Source organism: Flavobacterium sp. (assembly GCF_043778725.1).
In the GTDB taxonomy this organism is placed as follows: Bacteria; Bacteroidota; Bacteroidia; order Flavobacteriales; family Flavobacteriaceae; genus Flavobacterium.
Genome location: NZ_JAYWFT010000147.1, coordinates 1 through 23,951 on the forward strand (window position 1 = coordinate 1; position 23,951 = coordinate 23,951).

Consider the following 23,951-nt stretch of genomic DNA (forward strand, 5'->3'; position numbering starts at 1 on the left):
AAAAAAAAGAAAAAAGTTCCGCCAAAAAAGAAAAAGCGATTGTGCCAACAATCGAAAGTGTCAAAACCTATTTCCTCAAACAAAACTTTCCGGAACTTGAAGCCATTAAGTTTTGTTCGAGGAAATAGGTTTTGACACTTTCGATTGTTGGCACAATCGCTTTTTCTTTTTTGGCGGAACTTTTTTCTTTTTTTTCGGCATCAACATTTTTTAAAAATTCATCATCAATTTGAAAATTTTTTGCTTGCTCGTCCAAGTTTACAATCTTTAAATTGTTTGAATTGTTTGGTATGTTTGTATTGTTTATATAAGATACTAGAGCTTGTTCAGTACCTGTTTCATTACTTGTACCACTACTAGTATAAAGCTTGTTCACTACTTGTTCATTAACTAGTTCAAAAACAGGTTCATTTTTTGGTATTGTACTTTTTTCGTTTTTGGGAATTGGTTTTAAATCATCTGAAAAATTGAATAGATAAACGTGGCTTCCTTTGAATGGATTGTATGACGGTTCATAGTTTATGTAACCAAGAGAATGTAAGTTTTTCAAACACTTATGATAGGTTGCTTTTGAACTAATTTTACTGATACGCATTACCTCATCACGAGAAATACTGATTGGGTTTTTGAAACGATTGCAATTCCAGAATTGGAACAACGACATATATAAACTTACATGTGTTGGATTGAGTGTTTTGTCGATTGCAACTTTCTCGAAAAATCCTGTTAGATGTTTTATGTAATTCATAATTAAGTGTTCAGTTTATACTTGATGAGATACCTCGACTGCGCTCGGTATGACAAAAGACATTAGTTATTTACGATTGAATAGGTTTGGTGTTGCTTCGACTTTGTTGATTTCAATTACTTTTTCTAAATCATTACTGGAATAATACAGAATTCCTCCAATCTTGGTATAAGTTAGTGTGCCGTTTACACGAAGATTTTGTAAAGTACCTGCAGAGATGTTTAACAGCTTCCGGACTTCATTGGATTTAAGCCATTGTTTTTGCTGTTGTGGTTTTGAATTAAACATTGTGTTTAAATCGGAAAGTAGGAGTGTGCGAAATTCGTTCAAATCTTCGCGAGTGATAACTTCGATTGCCATAACTGATGTTTTATAATGTTATGGTGCAAAATTGTGGGTTTTGAGTAAATAAAATTCACAACGCATACAGAGTTGTGAACGATTTTATTTAAAATAGAACAAATTCAAGTTTAAATTGGCTCGTCAGAATTATTCATTCTTTTCTCTAAAGTGTCTTTTAGTGTGTTCAAAAATTTAGTTCTTTCGGTCTTACGTACCCGAATTTCAAGGAAAGTTCTTCGGTATTGTCCTAAATCAACATTAAAAATATTTTCGAGATATTCAGCTATTTCTTTTAAATCCGTAGTGCCATTATTGAATACTTTTTCAGATTGCAAAGCATACAATAATTCAATTAACGCAACCTTTGGTGCTGTCCAAGTGAGTTTTGCGTTGTGATTGTGTTGTGATTTTTCTTTTAAACCTTTGTTGGAAATTGCCAATAATTTGTCTTCTAAATATACTTGAATTAAATCATGAGCCAGTATTTTAGCCACTTTGAAGTCATGGGAAGTTGAAAAATTGTGATCTACTTCAAAAAAGAAACTATCTATTGTGAGTTTTACATCGAAATTGCCCCGAACAAAATATTTGAAGTCTAAATAATTATTACCAGTTCTGTAATATTTATAAAAATCTAAATTATTATCGAAGTAGCGTTTTAGTTTATCGAGTTCGTTGTTAAGGTATTTTTTTACAACACGTTCTCCGCCGTGAGGATTTTTGGTTTCAATTTTATAAATAATGTTATAATAAACGAGTTTTGATGTAAACTTTGGTTTTATATTTTTGAAAAAATCAATTTCTTGTTCTTGATTTTTAAATTTTTCTTTAAGAAATAGAATTTTGAGTTTTTGAACCGATTTAACAATAATCTCAATTGCTTTTTCACATCTTTTTATAGTATCATCAATCTCTAAATCAATGAAATTAAGTTGTTCGTTGAGATCGGAAAGGAGTAGGTTGGTCTTGGAATTCAAATTTTAGTAACTATAATGTTGTAATTAGCGGTGTTCTTATTTATTTTCCCATTCAATAGAATTGATTCTATAAATGTTTACTGACATTCCTTTAAAATTGGTAATTTTGTCTTTTCTCATACCGTTTTTTGTTGCTACTTTTTCAGAATTAATATTTTCAGTATGAATTATTGAAATTAAACTTTCAGTAAATTTATTTTCAAATGCAAAATTTTTACATTTTTCAGTCGATTCTGTTGCGAATCCTTTTTTTCTATATTCTGGTAAAATAGAATATGCAATTTCAATTTCTTTTTTTCCTTCAATTTCTCTTACCAAAAGTCCACATTGTCCAATAATTTTATTTGTTTTTTTATCTAATAAAATATTCTGTCCACCTAAATCATTTTTATATCTTTCAAATGTAATTTCAAACCAAAGTCTACATCTTTCTTTCGGTGTTTCAATTTTATCAACTCCTAAAAATCTACAAACTTTAATATCTTTAAACAACTCAATACAATCATCAAAATCGTCAATATTTAATAACCTAAATTTTAATCGTTCTGTTTCTTGTCCTTCTAATGTGTATTTCATATTATAATTATTATTTTACAATTTATAAAACTGTAAATTTATTCGTTTTGGATTTGTTTCTTTTTTCCTTTTTATTTCAAAAAATGACATACAACTTTAAAATATATGCAATGAATTCTTTCATTTAGCAAAGTTAGTAATTATTAATAGTTGAGCATTTGGCAAAAGTGTTGGATTGAGCTTAATTTTTTCGTTTTGTTAGTCTTTTTATTTTGATAATGATTGTTTAAAGTTATCCATAATGAATATCTAAATTAATTTAGGAAGGATAATGCGACTTATTACTTTGAGCCAAAAGCTTATCTAATATTCTATCAGGCAAAATCCAATTCATAAACCTAACCATAGCCGCATCTTGACCAATTGTGTATCGTGTATGTGTTCGCTTATTGGTAATTGTGTTTGCAATAATTTGCCCTGCTTTTTCGGCAGATACTGCATTTTTGATATAAGATTCAGCTAAAGATACCATTGCATACATAAGTCCACCGTATCTACTACGTTGTTCGGATGTCATTTCATTGGTGATTTTCTCTGCCTTACTTCTTACTTGTAAACTCATTGGTGATGTTACTCCGCCAGGTTCAATCACTATTACTTTTACACCAAAAGGTTGAAGTTCTCTTCGCAATGCATCGCTTAATCCTTCTAAAGCAAATTTTGTACTTGCATAAGGTCCATAACCTGCCATTGCTGCTTTGCCACCAATAGAGCTAATGTTTACAATTGTTCCTCGACTTTGAAATAATGAAGGTAATAATGCTTGAATCATAGCAACTTGACCAAATACGTTTACTTCAAACTGCCTACGCCATTCGGAAAGATGTAATACTTCTAATGGTGCATTAATCTCAATCGCTGCATTGTTTATTAATGCCCGTAATAGTCGTTTTTCAGGATCTTTTTTAATACGTTTAACAAGATTGGTTATATGTATTTGATTGGTAATGTCAAGTATAACAGGCTCAATGTTAGTACCACGAATTGCATCAGCATCAATATCACGCCTTACACCTGCAAGAACATAGTAACCCCGACTTGCAAGTTCTTTTGCAGTTGCGTTTCCAATACCTGTAGATGTGCCAGTTACTACAATAATCTCTTGAGCAAAAGACTCTGTTTGTTTAGCCGATTTTGTCATATTTTATTGGTTTATTTGTGATAAAATTAATTGAATTTTTTAGACTATTTTTTTTGATTTAACAAATAAAGTGATTAGTTTTGTGACTTACAAGTATAAAGCCGACTGTATAGTTGTATTTATTTTTAAATACTAAAAAAACAAATTATGTTAATAAATGAATTATCAAAGAAAACTGGGGTTTCTATACCTACATTAAGGTATTACGAAAACTACGGATTGATTGAAGGTAGTATAGATGAATTGGTAAAATCTAACAATTACAAACAATATGATGAGATTCTGATTAAAAAAATAGAATGGATTATAGAATCAAAAAAAGTAGGTTTCACTTTATCTGAAATTAAAGTATCATTGAATGATTGGTTTAATAATAAGCTTTCTGTAAACCAAAAGATAAAAATTGTTCAAAAAAAAATAGGCGAAGTTGATACTAAAATAAGCGAACTAAAACAAGTGAAAAAATTCTTGGCTCAAACTTTAAAAGAAGTTGAAAATGGTAAGTGTTAGATAAATCTAGCTAAGCAATTAAAACTCGTCCTAAACTGCAAGGATGAAATACTGTTATGTATTTATATTTTATTCCAATCCAGTCTTATTTGGGTGCCAAAATGGTTTTGTTTTTATTTGTTTTGATTCCCATTTTAAAGTTTTACGGAAATATGAATTTAAGTCTGTACAAAAAAATGTTTCGCCTGCTATGTAAACAATTGAGTTTTCTTTTTTCAAATTCAATTTTTCAATTTCTTCAATAATTCTCTTTGTATGATTTTCTTGTGATACTATAAACTCAAATTTGCTATCTGAAAATTGGTCTTTAAAAAAATCATTTTCATTTTTGGCATAAATTATACCAATAGCATTTTGGCTTGTGCTTAATTGCCTGTTTAGCTCATATAAATGTGATAGTGCTGAAATATCGCCCAAAAATAAATAATTTTGTGCGGTATTATCAATTATGAATTTACCTTTTGGACTTGCAAAATGTACTGTTTTACCTACTTCAATTTCTTTTATCCATTTTGTACCTTGCCCATTAGAAAAAGTACAAATGGCTAAATCAATTTCTTGTTTTTCTTTGTCAAAATTCCAAACAGAATATGTTCTTGTAAGGTCGCTAAATGCACTTTTATCATCTATGCCTACAAATATTTTTAATTGTTCGCCAGCAATATAATTTTTAAAACTATTACTATTTAGTTTTAATTTAATTTGAAAAGTGTTTGTTGCAATTCTTTTCTTTTGTATAACCAAGGCAGTATTAAAAGCTTTGCTTATGATTGATTTTAGGAGTTCCATTGTTCTTGTTACTTATCTTTTCTATTTTTTTGTAAATCATCAAAAGAAATATCAGAATGTATCATTACTTCTCCTTTTCCAGTTTGTTGTTGTGCATTACCTGCATAGACTAACATTTTTTGTTCATAATCTTTTACAGCAGAAAGTGTATCTGGAAAATCGCCTTCGGTAAGATTTGTAGCAAGATGCAAAGCATCTAATAATCCCATGTTTACACCAACGCCGCCAAAAGGTGGCATTAAATGAGCTGTGTCGCCCACTAAAGTTATATCACTTTGACTATCCCAAGGTTTGTCCAAAGGCATTTTACGCATTGGTAAAGCCACAAAATTATCCGTTGCATAAAATAATTCTTTGTAAGTAGGATGCCAATTTACCATTAATTCATCTAAAAAAGTAAGTACCATTTGTTTGTTTGAGAAATCCATATTTTTTTTCTCTATCCAATTTTCATCTGTTTTAAAAGACAAATAATATTGTAAAACACCTTTGGCTTTTACTTGACAAAAAAACATTTTTTTATCAACAACTGCAATCGTATTTTCTTCTCCACAGAGTTTTTTAAATGAAGGACAATTTTTTTCTGGCTCAAGAACTTCTCCTTGAATAAGGTATGTACCTGTGTAATGTGGCACAACTTCTGTAACATATTTTCGCAGTTTGCTCATTCCTCCATTGGCAATGATTATAAAATCGGCAATAGTTTCACTACCGTTTTGTAACAACAAAGTATATTGATTATTTTTCTTTTTGATACTTACAATTTGACTATTCCATACCACAGTATCTTTGTTTAGATTATCGAGTAACATATCCCTCAAATCATTTCTATCAATTTCGGGTTTGTCAAACTTGTTTTCTGCGGTAGGCATTTCTTCTTCTAAAATATTGGCATTAATGTCAATATTTCGTTCTCCTGTAGGTCGAGCATATTTGTAAAACACTTCTAATAATCCTGCTTTTCTCAAGGCTAATTGACCTGTATTTTTGTCTATGTCGAGTGTACCGCCTGATATTCTAGTTTGTGCATTCAAGTCTCTTTCGTAAACAGTTACATCTACATCTTTTTGTTGCAAAAGTATTGCAGTTGTTAAGCCTACTGGTCCACCACCAATGATGGCTACTTTTTTATTTGCTAATAAATTATTTTTCATATTGATTAAATTATTTCATGCAAATTTGATTAACTTTAATTGCTTAAAAAAGCTACTTTTGTCCAAATAATAGTCCGAAACAGTTTTTTATGGAATTCAAATTTATTAATTCAGATGCAGGAATGATGGATTCGATTACTTATGTACGTTAAGCCAATTAAATAATGGTATAAATACGCTTGACGATTCTTTTGGATGTGGTACTATCAAAAGTTTAGATTTCGGTAGTGGACTTAAAATGATGATTCATGACTACAAGCTTAACAATGATCTAACTCTAAAAAGAAATGCAACAAAAATCCCAAAAGATACTATTACGTTCAGTTTTAGGGATATCCTTTTGCAACATGATAATGGTAATAGTCATCAAGAAAAATTAATACAATCTGTCCAAATTGCTTCGACCGATATAGGTTTTGAGGTTTTTGTGCCTGCAAAATCTAAAGTAAAAGCAATTATAATATCACTTAAAATAGACGATTTAAAGACGTTGTTGGATCATAACGATGGAAAGGAACTATTGGAGAATATTATTTTGCAAGACAAGCCATACATATATGAAGAAAGTTTTTCTGCTCAAATTAAAAATATAAAGGAAGAAATAATGAGTGCTAATATGCCACAACAACTTTCTAATTTTTATTTCAAAATCAAAGCCCAAGAGCTTATTTATCTTTTTTTTGTTGAACTTCTAAAACGTAAATCGATAACTCAATATCCAATAAACGCTTCCGATGCAAAAATAATTTATCAGATAAGAGATAGGCTTATTTTAGATTTAAGTTTAGCACCAAATATTACAGAACTTTGCTTATTGTACGGTATGAGCGAAACCAAAATGCAAAGGTTGTTTAAACAGGTTTTTGGTAATACAATACATAATTATCATCAAAAAAATAGAATTAAAGAAGCAGCTAATCTCATAAAAAATAAAAAAGTGTCTGTGTCAGAAGCTGGTTATCTAATAGGTTTTACTAATATGAGCCATTTTTCTAGAATTTTTGAAAGACATACTGGACTTAAACCGAAAAAGTATTCTGCAATGGTATTAGCATCAAATAAAATGGCACAATGATAGTTTTATAAAAATACCGATATAAAAAAATTAACACCAGAATTAAATGAATACCACAATTTTTAAAAACATCTTACAAAGTGTAACTCCAATATCGGAAGACGAATGGCAACATTTTGAGCAATTTTTTACTAATAAAAAACTGCAAAAAAATGAAACTTTGTGGCGAGAAGGTGAAGTTTGTAGCCATTTAGTTTTTATGAAAAATGGATTAATCCATAGTTTTTATAGTAAAGAAGACAAGGAAGTTTGCACAAACTTATACTTTGAAAACTCAATTTTTTATGACGATTATAGTTTTATAAATCAAGAACCTTGTGTTTTGAATTATAAAGCTTTAGAAACAACCGAGCTTATTGTAATTCCTAGAATTGCACTATATGAAATGTTTGATAAATACAAATCCTTTGAACGATTGGGACGAATGATGGTAGAACGGCAACATACCATTGCTATAAATGAACAATTAAATTTTAACGGAAACAAAGCCGAAGAGAAATATGTAAACTTGATTGCTTCTCAACCACAATTACTGCAAAGAGTCCCATTAAAAATAATTGCTTCCTACCTAAACATTACACCCGAACATTTAAGTAGAATTAGAAAAAAGATATTGATTTCAAAGTCTTGATATTTGTCAAGAAAACAGTTTTATTTCTTGATAAACATCAAATGTTTTAAAATGTTTTCTAGTGATATTTGTAAATAAAAAAACACAAATGACTAGAAAAACATTTTTAACCACAGCATCAATAATAGCGTTTTCTGTTGGAATCTTTGCATTATTATTTCCGAGTATTTTATTAGACAGCAAAGGTGTAACACCATTGTACGGAACATTAGTTTGGACAAGAGAAACAGGATTATTACTTCTTTCTATTGGAGTAATCGCTTTCTTAATTAGAAAAAACGATGATTCGGAAACCTTAAAAGCATTTCTTTTTGGAAACAGTTTCATTCAAATTGGTTTGTTCATTATTGAGTTATCAGCCTATTTTGATGGTATAATTACAAAATTATCAGGAATAATTCCAAACCTAATACTTCACATTTTGTTAGCTATTGGATTTATTCACTTTTGGGCAACAATGAAATTAAAAACTAATAAATAAAACCAATAAAATGACAAACAATTTACATTTAGATATTTGGGAAGCATATAGTGCTTCTTGGAGCGAACAAAATAAAAAAATTCGCAAAGAAATTTTAAATAAAATACTTGTTTCGGATTGTAATTATACCGATCCAAATATTGATGTTGTTGGTATTAACAATCTCTTAAACTATATGAGCGAATTTCAAAATGGATTTCCTGGAGCTAGATTCGTGGTAACAGATTTTAAAGTGCATCACGATCAAAGTTTAGCACATTGGAATATGGTTGATGGTAACGGAACCATTTTAAGTAAAGGAGCAAGTTTTGGGATTTATAAAAATGCACAATTAACAAAAATGACTGGTTTCTTTTGGGAGGTTTAAATTTTTGGTTTTTGTAGTTGATTAAAAATTCAATATAATTATTAGTTTTGTTGATGAAAATTAGAAGAAAGAATTATTCTAATTCAAGGTAAAAAAATCAAGATGATAAAATCAAACAGATATAATGCTGGTTGGGAGAAATTAAAAAAATTGATAAAAACCAGAAACTCTAAAAAGCCTGTCACAATACAATTAATCCCAGTATTAATTATTTGTTAGCAGAAAGCAATCCAATAAGAACTTAAAAAACAGAAAAATGAAATTTGATTTTAAAGAAAAATATATTTTAGAAAATGAATTTGTAAAATTGCAACCATTAGAAAATACAGATTTTGATATTTTACTAGATTATTCTGAAAATGAACCTGAAATTTGGGAATTTAATTCAGGCGGAGCAAACGGAAAAGAAAATCTTGAAAAGTATGTTGCAAATGCAACTAAAAATAGAGAAAATGAAAAAGAATATCCATTTATTGTTTTTGATAAAATAAGTGGAAAATTTGTTGGGAGTACCAGATTTTATGGAATACTTTTAGAAATGAAAACTATAGAAATTGGTTATACTTGGTACGGAAAAAAATATCAAGGAAGTGGAATAAATAAAAATTGTAAATATCTAATGTTGGAATTTCTATTTGAGAAAATGGAAATGGAACGAGTTGCGTTTGCTGCAAACTCAAAAAACGAAAGAAGTTTAAACGCAATGAAAAGTATTGGTTGTGTAGTTGAAGGCATTTTGAGAAATTGTAGCACAGATGCAAAAGGAGAAAGAATTGATGCAACAAAATTAAGTATTCTCAAAACAGAGTGGAATGAAAGTGTAAAAGATAATCTTAAAAAGCAAATAGCCAATTTTGCCAACCGTTAAAGCAGTCTGTAATATGCTGGGGTTAGGTCTTAATTTGAAGTTGGTTTTGGGAAATAAAGCGGTTACTAATCAATTTTAATCCTAAATTTGCTTTTAAATAGCATTGCGTTAGAACCTTGAAACCGCCTTGACCATAAAACCAGTAATAAAATGATGACAGAATGAGGCAGAGACACAGAAAGAAAATATGAGGGAAACCAATTTAAAATATTTACGAATTCTCTAAAAATTTAAATCAACAAAATGAAAATGTACTTAAACAAAGTTATTTTAACAATAGTTTTTATTATAAATGTAACAACTTCTTTCGGACAGTCTGTTACTGACAATACTGAAAAGAGTAAAGAGGATTCTTTTAGGAAGGACTTTTCTGTTTTCAGAGATTCCCTACAACAGGTTCATCCCGCATTGTACAGGTACAGGACACAAAAAGAAATGAACCGTTTGTTTGACAGTTGCTATGACTCCATCAACAATAATATGACTGATATGCAATTTTATATGCTCTGTAAATTTATGGTAAGAATGGTTGATGATGGTCATTTGCTCTGTAATCTACCAAAAGAAACATTACAGAAACAATTGGCTACTGTAAAAGTATTTCCTTTACGGCTTTGGTTTATTAATGACAAAACTTACATATATTGTTCAAACGATGACAGGTTTAAACCAGGTGCTGAAATTATTTCTATAAATAATAAACCTGTTAATGATATTAGAAAAATACTTTTTCAATATATCTCTTCTGATGCTGAAATCCAATCAAGAAAGTATGTCTCATTAAATGCAAGTGAAGCAAGTTTTCAGTTTCTTTATTATTGGCTATATGGTGAAAAAGACAGTTTTGAAATTGAATATAAAACATCAGGAAATAAAACAATTAGAACAAATATTGCAGCTGCTGTACTTAAAGGAAACAATTGCTTTTTTGATAAAAAACCTGTTGACAAATATTTATCGTTAGATTTTGAACCAAACAATACTGCATTGCTTACCGTAAAGACCTTTGCAATGGGCAAGCTTAATAAGGAAGAGTCTTATTTTAAAGTCTACTTGGATTCCGTATTTCGAATAATAAAAGAAAAAAAAATAGATCAACTAATTATAGACGTTCGGGATAATGGTGGTGGCGAAGACCATAACGGCTCACTATTGTATTCTTTTCTTACAGATAAACCTTTCTCATATTATTCCTCTTTATCTACAATATCAGGTTCACTACCAAAAGAAATTCATTCAAATTTAGAAATACAACAACCTCAAATAAATAATTTTAAAGGAAAATGCTATTTCCTAATTAATGGTAAAAGTTTTTCTACTACGACTGAATTTACCGCCATTGCAAAAAGTAATAACAGAGGCGTTTTTATTGGCGAAGAAACAGGTGGCGGATATTATGGAAATACAGGTAGTGAACAAGCAATATTTACATTACCTTATTCAAATATCAGAATGATAATACCAAAAAGAAAATATGTTTTAGCAGTAAAGAAAATGACATATAAAGACAGAGGTACAATACCCGATTACACAATTGTTCCATCAATAAATGATGTCCTCCAAGACAAAGATGTGCAATTGAATTATGCTCTTAAATTAACGTCCAGAAAATAACAGCTGCCAATATGGGGATTTTGCAATATTGGGGCGGACAGAATAACAATGAACATTTGTAATTCTATATGGTATTTGTTCGGGCAGAGAGATTTCAATTTGAGATTTTGTTGTTATCTTCATCAAAAAAATTTCAATTGGGCTACGGATCCGAGCGGACGATTTTCAAATCCCCAACATCGCAAATCCCTGTTCGTTTGCTTTCATTGTAAATGACACTTCACTAAATAGATAAATTAAAAGAAAGTAATGACGAAAAAAATTGAACAATTAAAAAGAACAAGACTATTTTTACTTGACTTAATCGAAGAACTAACACCGGAACAACTTAATGAAATTCCAGAAGGATTTAACAACAATGTAATTTGGAATTTAGGGCATCTTTTTACAGGGCAACAAAGAGTTTGTTATTTACGAGCAGGACTTGAAACAATAATTGACGACCAAGGTTTCTCTAACTATAAACCACAGACAAAGCCTGACAAGAAGATTGAAGAAGAAGAAATTAATAAAATTAAAAGTTCTTTCGTTTCTATAATTGACACCTTACAGACTGACTACAACAAAAACATTTTTCTTAACTATCAGCTCTTTACTGTACCATATGGTTTTGACGTTACAAACATTGATGAAGCAATAAACTTTATGCTATTTCACGAAGGACTTCATTTAGGGTACATTATGGCATTGAAACGAGTTTTGAAATAAAAAAAAATTCATGGCAAGAAATGAACATAAGAATAAGAAGCTTTACAACAATAGATTGACGAGAAGAATAACGAACAGCCAACATTGGATTTTGTGCAAGTTGGTTTAACAATGGTTGCAAATAATGAAGGTTTTATGGCACAATACAAACCGAACACACTATTGTTGTACGGAGGGTAAATAATTTATAGACATACAATCTCTTTTATAAAAGCAACCAAAATTAGTTGTAATTGCACCAGCGACCATAATAGTATTGGTGCTTTTACTATGTGTTTTTGTCAATAAGTTGCATCATATTTTTATTAAATGATGAAAGTTTTTCGTCTAATCCAGAAAAGAAATCAAGGTCGGCATTTTCTACTTCAATGATGGCTTTTTGCAAAACTGTTTCTCCATTAGTTGTAAGCTGAATGGTTTTTGCTCTCGTGTCGGTTTTGTGTTCTTGTCGCGTTATGAAGCCTTTTTCTTGTAAGGTTCGTAATACTTTTGATACCATCATTCTGTCGGCATTACTCTGGTTAGCAATGTCCACTTGTGTAACAGCATTGTTTGTTTTTGAAAGCCAGCCTAATGCTGCCAACAATACAAATTGAGTTTGAGTTAAGTCTAAAGGATCTAAAACTTTTTTTAGTTTACGTTGCCACAGCATTGTAAGTTGTCCAAGTAAATATCCTGGACTATCTTTTGGACTTTTAAAATGAAATTCTATTTCTTTAGGCATAATGTTGTTGTAGCATTTTAGTTGAGATTAAATCAAAATCGTTTTTATTAATTTCAAAGAAACCAAAACGAAACGGATAACCCCAACTTTTTTTATTTTGAATAAAATCTAAATTGTCAATTAAAGGAAGAATTGAAGCATCTATACATTCTGAAAATTCGATATTACGTCTTGACGGACAAAAATCCGCCGAAACTTGAACCTGATAGGTTTCATCATCTATTACCTTTCCTAAAGCTGTAAACTCTTGGCATTTGTCAGGTTTGCCCATAGTTTGCTTTCCTGAATAGTAAAGTATAAAGTCTCCTTTTTTCATTCTCTTTAATGGCGAAGATTTTCCGTGACAAGCTTGTGCAATTCCATCAGCAATTCCATTTTTTACATGGTCTTTTGATGCCACGATTACCCAATATTTTATAGTGCTATTAATCATTATTGAAATATTTAGTTTGCTTCCAAAAATGTAATGATGTAACCATCAGGGTCTTTTACCATCAACGTTTTTCCAAAAGGTGTGTTGTTGATTGTTCCTATAATAGTTACTTCTTTTTCGGTCAATTGGGTTTGTAGTTCTTCCATTTTTTCATCAATAGCAAACCAAAGCGAAGCACCAACACCAAGTTCTTTACCATCTATGTTCGTAATTGGTGTTCTTATAGCAAAACTTGCTTCGCCTTTGTTGAAGGTAAAAACACAAGCATATTGATTACTCATTTCTGACACTTCAAATCCTAATTTGTTTGTATAGAACGCTTTTGACACATCTAAATCTCTTACTTGAAGAGATGCAAAATCTAATTTTCTCATTTTGATTATTTTTGTTGTTGCAAATATAATATACACGACAACAAAAAACAAAATACATTAACATATTTTTTTGTTAAATTTTGAAAAATCTTATAATGCTATGAGCTAAATGCAAAGTTTAATTGGATTAAAAACCTCACAATTATTTCTTACATTTATTTCATTAATTTAAGAGCCTGTTTAAAAAAGTAAAATAAAACGATTATGGGTTAAAGAAACCGATTGAAAAGAGTCTTTTTGTAGTGACTAAACAATAAAAAGATGTATCCAACCGATTTAACAGAAACCCAGTGGCAATTTATAGAAAAAACTTTAGATTTAGGTAATAGAAAACGCAAACATAGTTTACGATTAATTTGGAACGCTATCCATTACCTAGTAAAAAGTGGATGTCAATGGCGAATGTTACCTTGTAATTTTCCAAAATGGCAATTAGTTTATTACTACTATTCAAAATGGTCTTATTTAGAACAGTTTGATTTATTGTTGTCTAAATTGACAGAGCGAGTACGGATAAATAAAGGACAAAATGCCCAAGCAAGTCTAGGAATAATAGATAGTCAAAGTGTGCGTTGGGGAAATAATCGTTCTTTAAATGGTTTTGATGGTAACAAAAAAGTTAAAGGTATAAAACGTCATATAGTTGTTGATAAAAACGGGTTTTTACTAGCTATTATGGTAACAGTAGCCAATGTTCACGATAGTAAAGTAGTATTGTTATTAATGAGAACGTTAAAATATTTTTTATGCCCTATCAAAGTTATTCTAGCCGATGGCGGGTACAGAGGGGAGATTATTGAACAGGTCAAAACCAAATTTGGATACATTATTCAAGTCGTGATGCGCTCTGATGATAAGAAATCAGTCTTTAAACCCACTCATAAAAGATGGGTCGTGGAAAGAACATTTGCTTGGTTCGATAATGATAGAAGACTATGCCGAAACTATGAATTACTAATGGAATCATCCGAAAACATGGTCAAATTATCCGCTATAAAACTATTATTGAATAAAATTTAAACAGGCTCTAATAATACAACAAAAAAAATTTCTGACATTTTGAAAGATGTATATTGTAAAACGGTTTAACATAAAAAAAACATTTCCAATCTGGCAGATTTGGTCAATAAGCATCTATTGGAAAATAATATAGTTCGACGTTGGTTTTAATGCTGGCTAAAAAAATCTAGCAAAGTATTCAAAGCGTCTTCCGAGTGCATTCTTTCTCCATTTTCAAGTGATTCCTGTGCTATTATTGCCGCTCTTTTCTGCATATTTAGTTCATAAAATGAAATGGCTTCTTGTATAGAATTCTGATTGTCAGATGTTAGACACTCGCTTAATTCCAACGCATCAAGCATAGCCATATTGACACCTTCGCCTGCAAATGGTGGCATAACGTGAGCTGCATCTCCAAGCATTGTAAGATTTGGTAAAGATTCCCAAGTTTGATCTAACGGCATGCAATATATAGGACGAGGAATAAATGGTGTTGCTGCATTTTCAAACAATTCATACCAAATTGTACTCCATTCGGAATACTCTTTTTTAAACCAATCCAACAATTGTGTTTTATCAGAAAAGTCTAAACCACTATTTATTGCCCAATTTTCATTTGTTTTGAAACTTGCATAAAAACCTATTTCACAATTTGCTTTTTGTCCCATAAGTATATCTTTCTTATTTCCAAAAGCCATTATTTTTCCACCACGGAGCAAGTTAGAAATATGTGGCACTGATTTTTCTGCATCATAAATATTGCCTTCAAGCATTGTTATTCCTGAATAAAAAGGTTTGATATCGGTAATATAAGGACGGATTTTTGAGTTTGCACCATCAGCAGCAATAACAATATCTGCATAAGCACTTTTTTCTTCTTTGAAATGCAATAGCCAGCCATCATTTTGTTGTACCATTGAAAGGAAATGACTGTTCCAAACTATTGTTTCTTCTTGTAATGATTCTATTAGTATTTTTCGTAATACGCCTCGATCTATTTCTGGGCGAAAATGCTCATTGCCAAAATTTTCATTGGGTTTGGTTTCATGATCGCTATAAATTATTTCTGCGAGTTCATTTGCAATAACCATTTTATCTGCACCAGATAGATAATTATTTTTAAATTCGTCTAATAAATTTGCTTTGCTTAAAGCAGCTAAACCTGATTCTTCGTGTAAATCCAGAGTAGAACCTTGTACACGAGCATTTTTATTGCTATCTCTTTCATACACTTTTACATCAACACCTTTGAGTTGTAAAAGTCTTGCTAATGTTAATCCTCCTGGACCACCACCAACGATTGCTATTTTTTTGTTTTGTAACATGATTTTTTGTTTTTTTTTAATTTTATTATTTCATCTCAACAATTTTACTCACTCGATACATCAAGAAAATCGTGAATAACATAATTGATGACGCTACTATTGCCAAAATATCGTAATGTTGTAAAGGAGCAAAATTGTCTTTTTGAACAATAATCATTCCTGCAATCATGGCTCCAAAACCTCCAGACATTTGTTGCAAGGACGAATTAATACTCATAAAAGCACCTCGATCTTGTGGTACTGGAATAGCAGAGGTAAGTGTTGTTGATGGTATCATTCTACTCATGATACATACCATCATTACTACATTTGTAATTAAAACTATCCAAAAAGGTGTTACTGAAAAATGGGCATATATATTGATAAAAATGGTTGCGGAAATAGTAGCTATCGCAAATATTTTGAACTTGCTAACGGTATCACTCAATTTACCAATTAATGGCATTGTGATTAAAGTTGATAGACCTGTAATCATAAACAAAATTGGTAGTTGATGTGTTGTAACTTTTAGATTATTGATGGCAAATGCACTGCCAAATGGCATCATCATAAAACCGCCTATTGAAAGTAATGCAGTAAATAAAAATCCGATTCTATAATTTTTTTGAGAAACTGTATGCCATAAATGTTGGAATGCTGTTTTCTCTTTTTGCAAAGCAAGATGTGCTGTTATAGGTTTTAATTTCAGTACTAATACAAAGGCTATAATTCCCGCCATTGCAGCTATCCAGAAAAACGGAATGTTCCAACCCCACAAATTAGCTATGAATAACCCAATTGGAATGCCTAAAATTTGGCTTACGCCAAAACCCATTTGTACAAAACCCATTACTTTTCCTCGTTGTTGTAAACTAAACAAATCGGCAACAATAGCCATTGAAATGGAGCTAATTACTCCGCCGAAAATTCCAGTAACAATTCGGGCAAGAACTAAAAAAGTGTACGTTGGTGCCAATGCACAAAATAAAGTTCCAATTATAAAACCAATGTAAAAGAAAAGCAAAAGCTTTTTTCGGTCAAATTTATCGGCAAATCCTGCGGTAAGCAAACCTGAAATTCCTGCACTAAAAGCATAGGCAGATACGGCAACTCCAAATTGTGATGTGGTAATGCGTAAGGTTTTCATCATAATATCTCCCAGTGGCGACATAACCATAAAATCCAATACTACTGTAAATTGTGTTATGGCTAATAAGAATATTACAAATTTTTGATAGCCTGTAAATGGGATTGATTGTTGTGTTTGTTCGTTCATTTTTGATTAGATTATTCGAGTTCATTACAGTTGAAACCGAGAGTGTTTATTATTTTAATTATGTCGATGGCAGTAAGAATACCGCTTACAATTCTTAATACACAATCAATATCTTCTTGGTCAATACTCCATTGTTGGATTACTGTATTTTTATTTAAAATGTCGCTGATAAATTCTTTATCTGCTTTGCTTTTTATATTGGTGGCAAATACCAATATGTTATTAAAGTTTGCATCCATGGCAAAATTTTTAAGGTGTTAAAGCTTTTATAACCAATTCAAAAGCTTCGTTTTGAATTTCTGGAGTAATGGTAAAAGGAAAACCACCCATACTTTTACCCTTATTGTGAAAACGGAGTAATGAATATAATGGACCATAAGCAATGCTCCAAAAAACTTCTTTGGAAACAGGAATCATTTCTTTTCGATTTATAGCATTCTCAAAAAAACTAATCATAATGATTTTGAAATCCTCTACACTTTCTTGCACAATATAATCGCTGTGAGAAGAATTCTGTAATACTTCCCAACAAGCCATTTCATTCATATTGTTCATCATGAATTTGGCTCTGTTTTCCCATTGCTTGCGCAGTCCATCTACAAAGTTCATTTCTGCCGAAAAATCTTTCATCATTTCTGAAAAGAAATTTTTGCCAATTTCAATACCGATTTTCTTTATTAGGTCTTCTTTGTCAGTGTAGTATATATAAAGTGTTGCTACAGAAACACCGGATTCTTTCGCTAAACGATTCATTGCAAAACCTTCAATGCCTTGTTTTACAATCATTTCAATAGCTTTTTGTTTTACTAAATCTTGTTTATTTATATCTCTTGTTCTCATCTTTATGAATTTGATGATGCAAATATACTATAATAAATGAATGTTCGCTTATTTATGAATAAAAAAATAAAACTGCGATGAAAATTTAGTATATTAAGATTTTTATTACTAACATAATACGCTACATTATTTATTAAATTTCATAAATAAATTTATCTTTTTTATATCTTTATAAAATAAATTTATAATCATGACCATACAACAATTCAAATATATAGTTGCGCTAGATAACGAACGCCATTTTGCTAGAGCAGCGGAAGTTTGTATGGTAACACAACCTGGACTTACAATACAATTAAGAAATCTGGAAGAAGAAATAGGTATTAAGATTTTTGATCGAAACAAAGTACCATTAACACCAACAATTCTTGGAGTAGAAATTATAAATAGAGCAAAGAAAATATTACGAGAAGTAGATGAAATTCGTGATTTTGTGGTAAACGAAAAAAATATTTTAGAAGGCGAACTTAAACTTGGGATAATTTCGACGCTTTCGCCTTATCTTATTCCGTTGTTTATAAAAGCGATGAAAATAGCCACGCCTAAAGTCCATTTTGTTATCAAAGAAGCAAATACTGGACAGCTAATGCACGATTTGGAATCAGGCATAATTGATGTAGCAATTATGGCAACGCCAACTGGAAATTCAAATTTGATAGAACATCCTGTTTTTAAAGAGCCATTTGTAGCTTATTTGAATACAAGTCATCCAATGGCTTCAGAGGATTATTATGTACTTCAACCAAATGATAAATCAGAATTATTGCTGCTACAAAACGAATATTGCTACAATGCACAACTACTAGATATTTGCGAAATGGAAAATACTGGAAAAATACAAGAACAATTCAGTTATGATATTAGTTCTATTGAAACCTTAAAAAATTTAGTTCGGGCTGAATTAGGATTTGCAATTATTCCAGAACTTTCAATTCTTAATGAAAAAGAAAAGGGATTATTTAAACCTTTCAGAGAGCCAAAACCAGTTCGAGAAATCAGTATGGTTGTATCTGATACTTTTTCAAAAAAATTACTTCTTGAAAAAATGAATGAAGCAATTTGGAACTGTTTACCAGAATCGCTTCAACAAAATTTTGTGTATCGCAAAATTAGATGGAATGATTCTCCTTATTTTATAAAATCAATACGTTCTTTGAAAGCATAAAATAAAAAACGGTTGCATTTTTTTTGCAACCGTTTTTTATGTTTAATTGATTTTGATTTCTTGATTATGCGGATAACGTTACAGATAAAGTAATTTCGGTATTCAATAATTTCGAAATTGGACAAATTTCTTTTGCTTTTTGAGCTGTTTTCTCAAATTCATCTGATGTAATTCCGGGTACTTTTCCGTTTAATTCTAATTCAATTAAAGTAATAGCACCATCTTCAAATTTAACTTTAGCAACTGTATTCAAATCTTCCGGAGTAAAACCTGCTTCAGAAAGCAAGAAACTCAACTGCATCGTAAAACAACCTGAATGTGCCGCAGCGATAAGTTCTTCCGGATTAGTTCCAACACCTTCTTCAAAACGAGTTTTGAATGATAATTGAGCGTTGTTTAGTGTTGTGCTTTGTGTACTGATGGTTCCTTTTCCTTCCATTCCTGTACCTTTCCAATTTGCGTTTGCGGTTCTTGTAAATTTCATAATTTCAATTATTTAGTAACTATTTTTAAATCAATGATTATTTGATAGTGCAAATTTATGGAGGTGATTTATATTAATCAAATTAATAATTTTTCAACCTTATAATATTTATTTATAACACTTCGTTTTTTCAATGGTTTGCTATAATTCACTTCATATTTACTAAACCTAAATTATTGTTTATTGCAAACTTATCTCTTAAAATTTTCATATCCTCACTCACTTTTTTATCGAGAACCTTTGCATAATGTTGAGTAGTTCCTAAATTTTTGTGTCCAAGCATTTTGCTTACTGATTCAATAGGAACCCCATTTGTTCGCGTTTCAGTCGTTGAAAAAGTGTGTCTGGCAATGGATAAGTTAATTTTATTCTAATAAAAAATTTAGTTCTTTAGATGTTTTATTTGGTATAAACTCAATTAAATCATAATCTGCCAAATCATTTATTATAAAAGGATCATTTTCAATAATTTTTTCCAATATCATTTTACAATTAACATTAGATAAAATTATTCCACCAGTTCTTGGCACCTTTCTTCCCGAAACAATAAAATTACCTAATCTATATTGTTCATTAAGAAATTCTATATGCTCGTCTAAAAATTGGTCAATTTTTTCAAGGTTAGATTTATATGTAATATTTAGTACAAACATTTTATTGAGATTGAAATTCGATTTTGATTCTTAAGTTCACCTTTATTTTCCAGTAAGTATTTTATATTCTACAGGTATTGTAACTCCTTTTAAATGGTTCGTAAGTCCGTATAAAATTAAAATTGTCAAACTGAAACCGAAAATCAATATTACTTTTGACTGTCTGATTGGTGTTAACCCAAAAATTGATTGTTCCCTTTTTTTATTATGAATTGAAGCAATGTGTCCGAAAAATGAAAGGATTGCCAAACCATAATAAGGTATAAAAAATAAGTTGAAAGGAAATGAATTCAGTCCAGCTACACCAAAATAAAAGTTTGTGTCAAGTTTTAAAAAAAATCGTCCGCCAAAAACTGCACTCAAATGAATTATAAAAAATATAGCCAAATAAAGCCCCGACCAAATATGTAATTTATCAAAGTTGGATATTGCAGTTTTTTTGCTTGTTATAAATAATTTGAGACCTGAAACAATTTGTACAAATACTGCTAATAACAAAATTGACTCTACGAAAATGTTACGATAAAAAATTCGTAAAGTATTCATCATTTCAATATGTCTTTCCGTACCAAAAATGCTACAGAAATGGTTAAATAAATGTAGTCCTATGAAAATAGTTATTGCAAGTCCTGATATGTAATGGATTTTATTTGTTTTCATTTTTTATCTTCTGGTTGTTATTGTATAGCTCTAAAATACTGAACGACCTAAAGCTGTTGTTCGTTGCTTTATTTGTGTTTTTTCAGTTTTACAATTATTATAAAGCTATAACAAATCTAACTTTGTTTTTTCCAACACCTAAAATTCGATTGTAAAACTTAATGGCTCTTTCGTTAAAGACAGGTGTTTGCCATTGGATATTAATACAATTTTCATTTTCAGCAATCTGTTTTAAGTTTTCAATAATTTCCTCTCCAATTTTATAACCTCTAAAATTTTCTTCAATGAAAAGACAATCCATATACATAAAATTCTGTGCATCCCAAGTTGAAAAATCATAAGTATAGGTGCAGAAGCCGCCTATATTTTTATTAATCTCAACAATTAGACAAAATAATTTTGGGTTGTTCGAGAATATAGCATTTTGAAGAAGTTCCTGCTTTCCGTTCGGGTTATAATTTGCTTGCTCAAATGCTGCGTGTTTTTGGCATAATTCTACTAAAATAGGTAAATCATTAATCTCGCATTTTCGTATTATAAATTCCATTGTTGATTGATTTCGGTTTGTAAAAAAGTGATGAATTGATGAAAATACTCTGGATAGGTTTTTTTGTTTAAAATCGCAATAAAATGATTTCTCTTTAATCCGTTTTTACCAATTTTTATAGATTTTAGTTTGCCACTTTTTAGATACGGTTGCAATGCCCATTTTGCCATAGACATAATTCCCATATCTGCTTTCACCATTTCGATAGATGCTTCTGTTAATGGTAAAGCGGTTATTTTTAGTGGTTTTATTTTTGCAGGTTCTAAAACTAATTTATGAATAGTAACTGTTTCTAAAGGAAAGGAATGAATGAATAAATGTTCGTTTTCAAAATCCTTTGCGACAACAAATTTTTTATTCACCCACGAATGTTCTTCAGAAACTACCATTACCATTTCATCTTGAAAAAGTTCTTGATATTTTATATTTTCATCCTTTAATTGGTCACTAACAATTGCAATATCTATTACATTATCAAGTAGTTTTTGCAATGGATAGTGAGTTGCTTCTGTTACTATTTTCAAATTTACATTTGGATATAAAACTTGAAACTGTTTTAATACCGAAGGCAACCAATGATAACTGGAGTAACATTCGGTACTAATTCTTATTTCTCCAAATTCTCCAAAAACCATTTGTTTTATCTCCAGTTCGGCTTCGGAAAGTTTATAGAGAATATCATTAGCTAAATCATATAATTTTTCTCCAGCTTTTGTTAAAACCATTTTTTTGTTTGCTCTCAAAAAAATTGATGTTCCCAGTTGAGATTCAGTTTCTTTGAGTTGATGGCTCAATGCTGATTGAGTTAAATGTAGTTTGTCGATTGCCTTTGTAATACTTCCTTCTTCAACAATTGCTTTAATTAATCTTAAATGTCTTATTTCCATTTCTCAATATTTATTTAACAAAGTAACAACATTTAAACTTTGATTTAATATGAAAATAATTAATGATTTAGATGAATTCTTTTCGTTTTCATGAATTAAAATGTTGTTTTAGTTTTGCAAATATTAATAATCAAACAAAAATAAAATGGCACAACAAATTAAACATTACGAGAACAAATTAGCATTTGAAATGGATCCTTCGGACTTATTTGATGCGCTTAATAATGAAGAAAAAATTATTGCACTTGACGCAAGAAAATCTTTTGGGTTTGAAGCCGAACATATTCCAAATGCAATCAATATTCCTCATCGAGAAATGAATGAAGAAAGTACGAAACATTTAGATAAAACTATTTTGTATGTAACTTATTGCGATGGAATTGGTTGTAATGCTTCTACAAAAGGTGCATTAAATATGGCGAAATTAGGATTCAAAGTCAAAGAATTAATAGGCGGAATTGAATGGTGGAAATTCGATGGATATGCAACCGAAGGCACCAAAGGAAAAACAGGACAAGGAATTGAATGTGCTTGTTAAAATATATTGAGCAAAATTTAATTTAAATTTTGCTCAATTCTTGTTTTTTATAAAATGAACACTACATTATTTTTTGATTTGACATTTCAATATTATTAAACTTATTTCTCAAAATCATCATATCCTCACTTACTTTTTTATCTAAACCTTTGCATAATGTTGAGTGGTTCGCAAGTTTTTATGTCCAAGCATTTTACTCATGCTTTCAACTATGACGTCATTTGTAAGAAATAAAACCGTTAAGAAGCGTGTTGAGCAATGTGATATTTCATTGCAAACTATCAATTTTCTCTCTTTTTTTTAATTCATCATAAGCCAAATCATAATCTGGTCTCAAAGTACCCATCAATCTGTCCCATATTGTAAAGTATAATCCATAGTTTCCTTTAAAAAATTGATGATGTTGGTTGTGGGCTATCGAAGTATTCATCCATTTTCCTAGCCAATGTTTATTAAATCCTTTAGGATATAATTCAAAGCCTAGATGTCCATAAACATTATAGATTATGCTGAAAATAAAAAAAGATGTTAGAAGTATGGGATGAATTGGAATTGTGAATAGAAAAATAACAAATATTAACGATTCTAATACCGCCTCAAGCGGATGAAACGCATAAGCAGCCCAAGGTGTTGGATTGGTGGATTTATGATGAATTAAATGAAACTGTTTAAATAGCCACGGCGAATGCATTAACCGATGCATCCAATAAAAATAAGTATCGTGCATAATTATCATTAAAGGAAAAGCTAGAAAAAGATATAATATACCATAGTCGTTGCTGTCTTCGTAAAATGTTGTCAGTGGTCGTAAGGTATCATTTCCCAAAAGTAAAAGTGGTGGTATGGAGAAAATTACAATTGACAGCGTTGAAAAAGCAATTTCTCTTTTATAGTCTTTTATTTTAGGAAATTTCAATTGTATTTTTTTATATGAAATTCGTTTCTTTAGTAGCACATAAAATAGTATAAAAACAGGTGTTACTACTAAAAAATATTTGTTAGCAACGTCTAATAATTGCCATAAAATTTTGTCCCAAGTCATCGTTATTATTTTTTAAAATTATTAATTAATACGAACAAAAGTTA

Annotated in this window: 32 protein-coding genes; 11 read left to right on the top strand and 21 right to left on the bottom strand. The window is 30.2% G+C overall.

The window, feature by feature from the left end:
- Window positions 1-67: 67 nt before the first annotated feature.
- The 5 genes from ACH2CG_RS13625 to ACH2CG_RS13645 form a co-directional block, all read right to left on the bottom strand.
- Entirely contained in the window at window positions 68-748 is a 681-nt protein-coding gene (locus ACH2CG_RS13625; RefSeq protein ID WP_395066112.1) for a transcriptional regulator, read from the bottom strand.
- Between the two features lie 66 nt (window positions 749-814).
- Window positions 815-1,108: a helix-turn-helix domain-containing protein gene (locus ACH2CG_RS13630; protein WP_395066114.1), complete on the bottom strand. Its 294-nt coding sequence runs from the start codon at window positions 1,106-1,108 to the stop codon at window positions 815-817.
- A 110-nt stretch (window positions 1,109-1,218) separates the two neighbouring features.
- Window positions 1,219-2,067: an RteC domain-containing protein gene (locus tag ACH2CG_RS13635; RefSeq protein WP_395066116.1), complete on the bottom strand. Its 849-nt coding sequence runs from the start codon at window positions 2,065-2,067 to the stop codon at window positions 1,219-1,221.
- Between the two features lie 36 nt (window positions 2,068-2,103).
- Window positions 2,104-2,643 carry a GNAT family N-acetyltransferase gene (locus ACH2CG_RS13640; RefSeq protein ID WP_395066118.1) on the bottom strand — a complete coding sequence of 180 codons (540 nt, stop codon included), beginning with the start codon at window positions 2,641-2,643 and terminating at the stop codon, window positions 2,104-2,106.
- Between the two features lie 259 nt (window positions 2,644-2,902).
- Window positions 2,903-3,784, bottom strand: coding sequence for an SDR family NAD(P)-dependent oxidoreductase (locus ACH2CG_RS13645; protein ID WP_395066120.1), 882 nt, complete (start codon window positions 3,782-3,784; stop codon window positions 2,903-2,905).
- A 147-nt stretch (window positions 3,785-3,931) separates the two neighbouring features.
- Here ACH2CG_RS13645 and ACH2CG_RS13650 point away from each other — a divergent pair, with 147 nt between their 5' ends.
- Window positions 3,932-4,294: a MerR family transcriptional regulator gene (locus tag ACH2CG_RS13650; RefSeq protein ID WP_395066122.1), complete on the top strand. Its 363-nt coding sequence runs from the start codon at window positions 3,932-3,934 to the stop codon at window positions 4,292-4,294.
- A gap of 69 nt (window positions 4,295-4,363) precedes the next feature.
- Here ACH2CG_RS13650 and ACH2CG_RS13655 read toward each other — a convergent pair whose 3' ends face one another.
- Together ACH2CG_RS13655 and ACH2CG_RS13660 are read right to left on the bottom strand one after the other, a co-directional pair.
- A complete protein-coding gene (locus ACH2CG_RS13655; protein WP_395066124.1) occupies window positions 4,364-5,083 on the bottom strand; it encodes a siderophore-interacting protein in 720 nt (239 codons plus the stop codon).
- A gap of 8 nt (window positions 5,084-5,091) precedes the next feature.
- Window positions 5,092-6,237, bottom strand: a complete 1,146-nt coding sequence (locus ACH2CG_RS13660) for an FAD-dependent oxidoreductase (RefSeq protein WP_395066126.1) — start codon at window positions 6,235-6,237, stop codon at window positions 5,092-5,094.
- A 238-nt stretch (window positions 6,238-6,475) separates the two neighbouring features.
- Here ACH2CG_RS13660 and ACH2CG_RS13665 point away from each other — a divergent pair, with 238 nt between their 5' ends.
- The 7 genes from ACH2CG_RS13665 to ACH2CG_RS13695 all read left to right on the top strand — a co-directional run bounded on the left by ACH2CG_RS13665 (window position 6,476) and on the right by ACH2CG_RS13695 (window position 11,981).
- A complete protein-coding gene (locus tag ACH2CG_RS13665; protein WP_395066128.1) occupies window positions 6,476-7,312 on the top strand; it encodes a helix-turn-helix domain-containing protein in 837 nt (278 codons plus the stop codon).
- Between the two features lie 46 nt (window positions 7,313-7,358).
- Window positions 7,359-7,943 carry a Crp/Fnr family transcriptional regulator gene (locus ACH2CG_RS13670; protein WP_395066130.1) on the top strand — a complete coding sequence of 195 codons (585 nt, stop codon included), beginning with the start codon at window positions 7,359-7,361 and terminating at the stop codon, window positions 7,941-7,943.
- A gap of 88 nt (window positions 7,944-8,031) precedes the next feature.
- The gene (locus ACH2CG_RS13675; protein WP_395066132.1) at window positions 8,032-8,424 is read left to right on the top strand and encodes a hypothetical protein; all 393 of its coding nucleotides are present in this window, start codon (window positions 8,032-8,034) and stop codon (window positions 8,422-8,424) included.
- Window positions 8,425-8,434: 10 nt separating this feature from the next.
- Window positions 8,435-8,791 (top strand): hypothetical protein, encoded by a 357-nt coding sequence (locus ACH2CG_RS13680; RefSeq protein ID WP_395066134.1) that lies wholly within the window; start codon window positions 8,435-8,437, stop codon window positions 8,789-8,791.
- A gap of 256 nt (window positions 8,792-9,047) precedes the next feature.
- The gene (locus ACH2CG_RS13685) at window positions 9,048-9,659 is read left to right on the top strand and encodes a GNAT family N-acetyltransferase (protein WP_395066136.1); all 612 of its coding nucleotides are present in this window, start codon (window positions 9,048-9,050) and stop codon (window positions 9,657-9,659) included.
- A 249-nt stretch (window positions 9,660-9,908) separates the two neighbouring features.
- A complete protein-coding gene (locus ACH2CG_RS13690; RefSeq protein ID WP_395066138.1) occupies window positions 9,909-11,273 on the top strand; it encodes a S41 family peptidase in 1,365 nt (454 codons plus the stop codon).
- A gap of 249 nt (window positions 11,274-11,522) precedes the next feature.
- Window positions 11,523-11,981 carry a DinB family protein gene (locus ACH2CG_RS13695; RefSeq protein ID WP_395066140.1) on the top strand — a complete coding sequence of 153 codons (459 nt, stop codon included), beginning with the start codon at window positions 11,523-11,525 and terminating at the stop codon, window positions 11,979-11,981.
- A gap of 268 nt (window positions 11,982-12,249) precedes the next feature.
- On the opposite strand, the gene ACH2CG_RS13700 is transcribed toward ACH2CG_RS13695, so the two are convergent.
- Genes ACH2CG_RS13700 through ACH2CG_RS13710 form a run of 3 tightly spaced genes read right to left on the bottom strand, consistent with a single transcriptional unit; the run spans window position 12,250 to window position 13,512 of the window.
- Window positions 12,250-12,705: a MarR family winged helix-turn-helix transcriptional regulator gene (locus ACH2CG_RS13700; protein ID WP_395066142.1), complete on the bottom strand. Its 456-nt coding sequence runs from the start codon at window positions 12,703-12,705 to the stop codon at window positions 12,250-12,252.
- Window positions 12,698-13,138, bottom strand: coding sequence for an EVE domain-containing protein (locus ACH2CG_RS13705; protein WP_395066144.1), 441 nt, complete (start codon window positions 13,136-13,138; stop codon window positions 12,698-12,700). The genes ACH2CG_RS13700 and ACH2CG_RS13705 overlap by 8 nt, the downstream gene beginning before the upstream one ends.
- 11 nt (window positions 13,139-13,149) lie before the next feature.
- The gene (locus ACH2CG_RS13710) at window positions 13,150-13,512 is read right to left on the bottom strand and encodes a VOC family protein (protein ID WP_395066146.1); all 363 of its coding nucleotides are present in this window, start codon (window positions 13,510-13,512) and stop codon (window positions 13,150-13,152) included.
- Window positions 13,513-13,773: 261 nt separating this feature from the next.
- Between ACH2CG_RS13710 and ACH2CG_RS13715 the strand changes: the two genes are divergently transcribed.
- On the top strand, window positions 13,774-14,532 hold the full coding sequence (locus ACH2CG_RS13715) for an IS5 family transposase (protein WP_395066148.1): 759 nt from the start codon (window positions 13,774-13,776) through the stop codon (window positions 14,530-14,532).
- Between the two features lie 146 nt (window positions 14,533-14,678).
- Here ACH2CG_RS13715 and ACH2CG_RS13720 read toward each other — a convergent pair whose 3' ends face one another.
- The 4 genes from ACH2CG_RS13720 to ACH2CG_RS13735 are packed head-to-tail and all read right to left on the bottom strand — an operon-like array spanning window position 14,679 to window position 17,931.
- Window positions 14,679-15,836, bottom strand: a complete 1,158-nt coding sequence (locus ACH2CG_RS13720) for an FAD-dependent oxidoreductase (protein ID WP_395066150.1) — start codon at window positions 15,834-15,836, stop codon at window positions 14,679-14,681.
- Window positions 15,837-15,861: 25 nt separating this feature from the next.
- Entirely contained in the window at window positions 15,862-17,091 is a 1,230-nt protein-coding gene (locus tag ACH2CG_RS13725) for an MFS transporter (RefSeq protein ID WP_395066152.1), read from the bottom strand.
- 11 nt (window positions 17,092-17,102) lie between these two features.
- A complete protein-coding gene (locus tag ACH2CG_RS13730) occupies window positions 17,103-17,330 on the bottom strand; it encodes a hypothetical protein (RefSeq protein ID WP_395066154.1) in 228 nt (75 codons plus the stop codon).
- Between the two features lie 10 nt (window positions 17,331-17,340).
- On the bottom strand, window positions 17,341-17,931 hold the full coding sequence (locus ACH2CG_RS13735) for a TetR/AcrR family transcriptional regulator (protein ID WP_395066156.1): 591 nt from the start codon (window positions 17,929-17,931) through the stop codon (window positions 17,341-17,343).
- 190 nt (window positions 17,932-18,121) lie between these two features.
- On the opposite strand from ACH2CG_RS13735, the gene ACH2CG_RS13740 reads away from it, so the two are divergent.
- A complete protein-coding gene (locus ACH2CG_RS13740) occupies window positions 18,122-19,096 on the top strand; it encodes a LysR substrate-binding domain-containing protein (protein ID WP_395066158.1) in 975 nt (324 codons plus the stop codon).
- Between the two features lie 64 nt (window positions 19,097-19,160).
- Here ACH2CG_RS13740 and ACH2CG_RS13745 read toward each other — a convergent pair whose 3' ends face one another.
- The 6 genes from ACH2CG_RS13745 to ACH2CG_RS13770 form a co-directional block, all read right to left on the bottom strand.
- A complete protein-coding gene (locus ACH2CG_RS13745) occupies window positions 19,161-19,580 on the bottom strand; it encodes an OsmC family protein (RefSeq protein WP_395066160.1) in 420 nt (139 codons plus the stop codon).
- 148 nt (window positions 19,581-19,728) lie between these two features.
- Complete coding sequence (locus ACH2CG_RS13750) at window positions 19,729-19,944, bottom strand: tyrosine-type recombinase/integrase (RefSeq protein ID WP_395066174.1); 216 nt, start codon at window positions 19,942-19,944, stop codon at window positions 19,729-19,731.
- A 1-nt stretch (window position 19,945) separates the two neighbouring features.
- Entirely contained in the window at window positions 19,946-20,233 is a 288-nt protein-coding gene (locus ACH2CG_RS13755; RefSeq protein WP_395066162.1) for a YciI family protein, read from the bottom strand.
- A gap of 42 nt (window positions 20,234-20,275) precedes the next feature.
- Window positions 20,276-20,893: a hypothetical protein gene (locus tag ACH2CG_RS13760; protein ID WP_395066164.1), complete on the bottom strand. Its 618-nt coding sequence runs from the start codon at window positions 20,891-20,893 to the stop codon at window positions 20,276-20,278.
- 97 nt (window positions 20,894-20,990) lie between these two features.
- Window positions 20,991-21,440, bottom strand: coding sequence for a GNAT family N-acetyltransferase (locus ACH2CG_RS13765; protein WP_395066166.1), 450 nt, complete (start codon window positions 21,438-21,440; stop codon window positions 20,991-20,993).
- Entirely contained in the window at window positions 21,428-22,327 is a 900-nt protein-coding gene (locus ACH2CG_RS13770) for a LysR family transcriptional regulator (protein WP_395066168.1), read from the bottom strand. Before ACH2CG_RS13770 ends, ACH2CG_RS13765 begins: the two co-directional genes overlap by 13 nt.
- Before the next feature lie 145 nt (window positions 22,328-22,472).
- On the opposite strand from ACH2CG_RS13770, the gene ACH2CG_RS13775 reads away from it, so the two are divergent.
- A complete protein-coding gene (locus tag ACH2CG_RS13775) occupies window positions 22,473-22,865 on the top strand; it encodes a rhodanese-like domain-containing protein (RefSeq protein ID WP_395066170.1) in 393 nt (130 codons plus the stop codon).
- Window positions 22,866-23,133: 268 nt separating this feature from the next.
- On the opposite strand, the gene ACH2CG_RS13780 is transcribed toward ACH2CG_RS13775, so the two are convergent.
- Window positions 23,134-23,907 (bottom strand): sterol desaturase family protein, encoded by a 774-nt coding sequence (locus ACH2CG_RS13780; protein WP_395066172.1) that lies wholly within the window; start codon window positions 23,905-23,907, stop codon window positions 23,134-23,136.
- Window positions 23,908-23,951 lie beyond the last annotated feature (44 nt).